We start from the raw sequence: 5,829 nt of genomic DNA, 5'->3' as shown, positions 1-5,829 counted from the left end.
GCCGACGCACTCGAGGACGCGATGAGGAGGAGGGCGAGAAGGCGGAGCGTCATGGCGTCGAGGACGAGAAGCGGGCGTGCAGATACGTGCCGCCGGTCCTCGACATACGCGTTCCCGGTACCTTTCGGCTCACACGCACCCTGACATGGCTACGTACAAAGAGGCGGGCGTCGACATCGACGCGGGCGAAGAAGCGGTCCGACGCATCAAAGGCCACGTCCGCGGCACGTTCACGCCGGGCGTGCTGACCGACATCGGCTCGTTCGGCGGGCTTTTTGCATTCGACAAAGATGGCTACCGTGACCCCGTTTTGGTGTCTTCGATGGACGGCGTCGGGACGAAGCTCAAAGTGGCCCAGCGTGTCGGGAAGCATGACACGGTGGGGCAGGACCTGGTCAACCACTGCGTCAACGACATCGCGGTGAGCGGGGCGCGGCCGTTGTTCTTCTTGGACTACTTCGCAGCGGGCCAGGTGCGGCCGGACGTCGTCGAGGCCGTCGTCAAGGGGTTCGCCAAGGCGTGCACCGAGAACGGCTGCGCACTCATCGGCGGGGAGACGGCCGAGATGCCGGACCTGTACGCGCGCGACGACTACGACCTGGCGGGCACCATCGTCGGCGTCGTCGAGCGTGACGCGATCGTGGACGGCTCGGCCATCGAGGCCGGGGACGTGCTGCTCGGCTTGCCCTCGACCGGGTTGCACACGAACGGCTACACGTTGGCGCGCAAGGTGCTGTTCGAGCGGTTCGTGGCCGGCGACACGCCGGAGTTGCTGGGCGGCACGTCCGTCGGCGAGGCGATGCTCGCGGTGCACCGGAGCTACCTCGACGTGATCCAAGCCCTCGTCGCAGAGGGCCTGGCCCACGGCTTCTCTCACGTGACCGGCGGCGGCTTGGTCGGCAACACGGAGCGCGTCGTGCCGGACGGCCTCGGCCTTGAGGTCGCGTGGGGCGCCTGGACACGGCCGGGCATCTTCAAGCTGATTCAAGACGTGGGAGAGGTGCCAGAGGACGACATGCGGCGGACGTTCAACCTGGGCGTCGGGCTGGTCGCGATCGTGCCGGAATCGTCCAGGGAGCGCGCCCTGACCGTCTTGGGAGCGCTGGGAGAACCCGCCTTCGAGGTCGGTCGCGTCGTCGCGAGCTAGCTCGGAGCGAGTGGATCTGCGTCCTCGATGCCGTCCCGCCCGTTTCGCCCTCGAGGTCGCGTGACCCGCGAACCGTAGCCGCCTCGGCCTCGAGGTCGCGACGCTCCAACCGTATCCTTCCGCATGAGTCGCACGCGCATCGCCGTTCTCGGCGCCGGAAGCTGGGGCACGGCCTTGGCCGTCAGTCTGTCCCACAGCGGGCACGACGTGTCCCTGTGGGCGCGCCGCGCCGAAGCTGCCGAGGCGATACGCACGTCGCGGCGCAACGACTACCTGCCACACGCAGAGCTGCCGGCCGACCTCGAGGTCACGTCCGAGATCCGGTCCGCCCTCGAGGGCTCTGACGTCTGGCTGGTGGCCGTCCCGAGCCAGTCCGTCCGCTCCGTGGTGGGCGACCTCGAGGACGCAGTTCAGCCAAATCTGACGGTCATCTCCGTCGCCAAGGGGATCGAGAACGAGACCTTGCTGACGACGAGCGGCGTCCTGCGGGATGTGCTGCCCGACGCTGACCCGTCGAGGCTGGGCGTCTTGTACGGCCCGAGTCACGCCGAAGAGGTCGCCCTCGAGCGGCCGACCAGCGTCGTGGCGGCGTTCCCCGACCTCGAGGTCGCGAGCGTTGTGCAAGAGCTGTTTATGCGGCCTGCGCTGAGAGTCTACACGAACGCAGATCTGGTCGGCGTCGAGGTCGGTGGGTCGGTCAAGAACGTGATGGCGGTCGCGGCAGGGATCTCGGACGGGCTCGGACTGGGCGACAATGCCAAGGCCGCCCTCGTGACGCGTGGTCTCGCCGAGATCACGCGCTTAGGACTCGCGCTCGGTGCCGACGCGCACACCTTCGCGGGGCTCGCCGGGCTCGGGGACTTAGTCGTGACGTGCTTTAGCCGGCACAGCCGCAACCGGGCGTTCGGCGAGCGCGTGGGGAAGGGCGAGACGCAGACCGAGGCGCTCGGTCACTCCACGATGGTCGTCGAGGGCGTCCGCACGACGGAGTCGGTCCGGGAGCTCGCGCGCCGACTCGAGGTCGAGATGCCGATCACCGAGGCTGTCTGGTCCATCCTGTTCGACGGCTTGGATCCGGCCCGCGCGGTCGGGCAGTTGATGGCTCGGGATCCCAAGCTCGAGGGCGCGCATTTTGATGTCCCCGGCTTCGACGGGACCGAGGCCTAGCCTCGTCCTCGAGGCCGCGCACCTTCCGCTAGCCCCCAACGATCTCATGACTGCCGCCGACGTCAAGCGACTCGCGTCGATGGGCGAGGGGCAGCATCTCGAGTTCAAGAACCGCGTCCCTCGGCCGGAGCGGATGGCGCGAGAGGTGATCGCGTTGGCCAACTCCGACGGTGGCAAAGTCCTGGTCGGCGTCGACGACGACGGGACCGTGCTCGGCGTCAAGGACGCGCAGGAGTCGTTCTTCGCCTTGGAGCGCGCCTTGGAGGACCGGATCCTCCCGCCGCTCGACCTCGAGGTCGAGTCCGTCCGCGTCAGCCGCACGCGCGAGGTGCTGGTCGTCCACGTGCCCGCCAGCCCGGACCGGCCCCACGTCCTCCGACCGGACCGGCGCCCGGACGGGACGCTGCCGAAGCAGCGGGCCTTTGTCCGTGTCGACGACCGGGCCGTCGAGGCCAGCCGCGAGGCCGTCGCGCTCATGAAGGCGGAGGGACGGGGCGACGCTGTCTCGTTCACGTTCGGCGACACCGAGCGCCGTTTGTTGGAGTACCTCGACCGCCACGAGCGAATCACGGTCCGGGAGTACGCTCGGATGAGTGACCTGCCACCGTGGAAGGCGTCGAAGGCGTTGGTGATGCTGGCGCGCGCGGGCATCGTCGCGCTTCATCCTCAAGAGGGCGGCGAGGACTTTTTCATGGCGGGGATGCGCGCTGGCTAGCGGCTCGGAGTGGGCCGAGGTAGGTCATCAGGTCTCGGACGCACATGTGTCGCGGCCGGGCTGAAAGCCTCGGAGGATCCCTCCGCGCTGGAGGCTCCGCACCAGGTGTACAGGGCGTCATCGTGTTTCTCTCATGATGCCGTGCAACGAAATCGGTACCGTATTTGGCGTTGTCGGCTCGGGCAAACGGTTCGCGAGGGATCCGCTGCTCGCGGCCCTATCTAACCCCGCGCTCGCTCCTTCACATGTCTCCCTGACCAAGCCACCGTGGTGGCTTCGCGTCACGACGCCGCTGCTCCCACCACCATGAGCGCTTGGTACGACCGTCACGCTCCGTCCGCGGCTCTGTGTGCGGACTCGCACAGGCATCGCGCCGGCCGGCCGTTGCCAGCGGGCACGACTCGCTCGGCCGCGGCCTCGAGGTCCTCCGTTCCAGGGGCAGGTCGGAGAGCCGGAGATACGATTGGTGCGCGTGCTGAACGCTTCAGAGGACGGCTCACCGCGCGTGATGGCTGCGTAGCGAGGCGGTCCACGAAATCCTCAATGGCGTCGCTGCCAGCGGTGCCAGACGCGCCGACCTCGAAGTCGCCGATGTCCTCTTCGAGTCAGACGGGCACGTGGCCGTCCTCGAGGACAGCATGCTCCCCGCCGGGTTTTACGTGGTCTGGTTCGAGGCCGGCGGGGTCCTCTGGGTCTTGTCGTTCGCGACCGTACGCCAGGCCCGCCTTCCAGTTCACGATGTCCCGCTCTCCAATGATGCGCCTCCTATTCGTCCTCGTCCTGCTCCCCGTCGCCGCCGCTCAGCCGTCGGTCACGCTCGAGGCCATCGGCGACGCCTACGTCCGCGCGGGGACCCATGCCGACACGAACTACGGCTCGTCCCCCCAACTCCGCGTGAAGGACTCAGCTACGGACCGGTTCACCCGCCAGGCGTTCCTCCGGTTCGCCGTCGGAGGGGCGGACCGGGCGGCGGTCGCCCGCGCCACGCTCCGCCTGTGGTGCGCCGACCGTCCCAATACTGAGCCGGCGCCGATCTCGGCTTACCAAGTCGAGCGGTTGCTCGAGAACGACGTGACCTACGCGACCCGGCCCGCGATTAAGAGTGGCGTCGAGGACCGGACGGTCGTGACCGCGTGCGGTCGGTGGTACGAGTGGGACGTGACGGACCTGGTCCGTCGCGAGGGCGGGGCGCGGACCTCGATCGGGCTGGTCCAGGACGCCGGCGCGAACCGGCTGGTCACGTTCTCGAGCCGCGAAGGGAGCCGCCCCCCCGAACTCGTCCTCGACTACGGGCCGGCCAGCGGAGGCCCGGACTTCGTCGCCCTGGCGACGGCCTACGCCGACGAGATGGTCGCGAACGGGCGCTTCCTCGACGACGCCGGCGCGATCCCCTTGTTCTCGACGATGATCGACCGCGAGACGATGGACCTCTTTGCCGACCCCGAGGGCACTGTGGGCGCCGACCGGAACGAGATCGGCGCGCGGACCCACGAGCGGGCGTGGAACGCGGCCAACCTCGACGACGACCACGCGCTCCACGAACTCCTCTACGCCCTCACGGCCGGCACGGGCAACGCGTCATACGCCGCCGCCGCCGACGCCGCGCTGGGGTGGTACGCCCGGAACACGGCCTTCGACACCGGGCTCATCCCGTGGGGCGAGCACGCCGCGTGGCGGATCGACACCGAGTCCACTACGAGGCACGACAACCCGTGGGGCGACCTCAAGCACGAGCTCCAGCTGGGCATGACCGGGCTCTGGTCCGAGCTGTTCGCGCTCGCCCCCGAGGCGATGGAGGCGTACGCGCGTGGGACCTGGGAAGAGCACGTCTACGACAAGGAGAACGTCGTGTGGGCGCACCAGACCCACCTCGACGGGTCTGGCGCCGACCGAGGGTTCGTCTTCGCGCGGACGGCCGGCCACATGGTGAGCGTGTGGGCCCACGCCTACGCGGCCTCGACGGACGCCGCCGTGCGCACCGAGATGGCCGGCTACATCGAGGCCGTAGCCGTCGCCCACAACGGGCGCCGCGATGCCCGGACCGACGCCGTGACCCAGTGGTGGAAGACACCGCCCCCGAACGCCGCTCTGGACGTGCTGGGCGGCGAGGTCGGTCACTCGACGTTCAACGACATGCGGGGCGTCGTCGACGTCCAGCGGGCCGTCGACCTCGACGTTCTACCGGCAGCTACGGAGAACCTGCTCCGCGACTGGGTCGGCCGCTCGACGGCCACGTTCCACGCCGTCGCGCACCCGTTCGCGACGGGCGGCGTGGGCTTCTACAACCGAGTGAGCCTGGCCGACTTGTCGCCCGACAACCCCGTGGCCGGCACGGAGCCCTGGTGCCAGGCGTACGGTAAGATCGGCCCTGTCGTGTCGGGCGCGGTGACGGCCCTCCAGCGCTACGAACAATCCGGCGACGTCCGGTTCCTCGACCTGGCCGCCGCCGCCGCCGACTGGTACGCCGAGCAGGGAGAGCCCGAGTGCGACGTGGCCTTCGCCAGCGACCCGCTTCCGCTGTGGCCGGACCCCGTGGCCAGCGCTATCGAGCTGTTTCTGGGTGTCCACGCGGCGACCGGCGAGGCGCTCCACCTCGACCACGCCGAGCGACTCGGCGCGTTCGCTGTGCGCGAGTTCCTCGACGACGTCTCGGCGCTCCCGCGCGTGTTCGCCGCGACGGGCAACGCGAGCGGGTTCGACCACTACGAGGGGCACATGGGCGGCCCCGCGCTCATGCTCTCGCTCTACCGGCTCGGCCTCGCCCTCGAGGACGCGTCCGGCCTCGAGGCCGCCCCCACAC

Annotated in this window: 4 protein-coding genes; all 4 read left to right on the top strand. The window is 69.5% G+C overall.

Annotation, left to right across the window (positions count from 1 at the left end):
* Window positions 1-145 precede the first annotated feature (145 nt).
* Window positions 146-1,147, top strand: coding sequence for a phosphoribosylformylglycinamidine cyclo-ligase (gene purM / locus WBA11_RS18445; protein WP_424522098.1), 1,002 nt, complete (start codon window positions 146-148; stop codon window positions 1,145-1,147).
* 123 nt (window positions 1,148-1,270) lie between these two features.
* Window positions 1,271-2,314, top strand: a complete 1,044-nt coding sequence (locus WBA11_RS18440; protein ID WP_424522097.1) for an NAD(P)H-dependent glycerol-3-phosphate dehydrogenase — start codon at window positions 1,271-1,273, stop codon at window positions 2,312-2,314.
* A gap of 46 nt (window positions 2,315-2,360) precedes the next feature.
* Window positions 2,361-3,029, top strand: a complete 669-nt coding sequence (locus WBA11_RS18435; RefSeq protein ID WP_424522096.1) for an RNA-binding domain-containing protein — start codon at window positions 2,361-2,363, stop codon at window positions 3,027-3,029.
* 738 nt (window positions 3,030-3,767) lie between these two features.
* A partial coding sequence (locus WBA11_RS18430) for a DUF7594 domain-containing protein (RefSeq protein ID WP_424522095.1) occupies window positions 3,768-5,829 on the top strand: 2,062 nt, incomplete at its 3' end.

This window comes from Rubrivirga sp., assembly GCF_049648075.1.
In the GTDB taxonomy this organism is placed as follows: Bacteria; Bacteroidota; Rhodothermia; order Rhodothermales; family Rubricoccaceae; genus Rubrivirga.
This window is presented reverse-complemented; position numbering and strand designations above follow the sequence as displayed.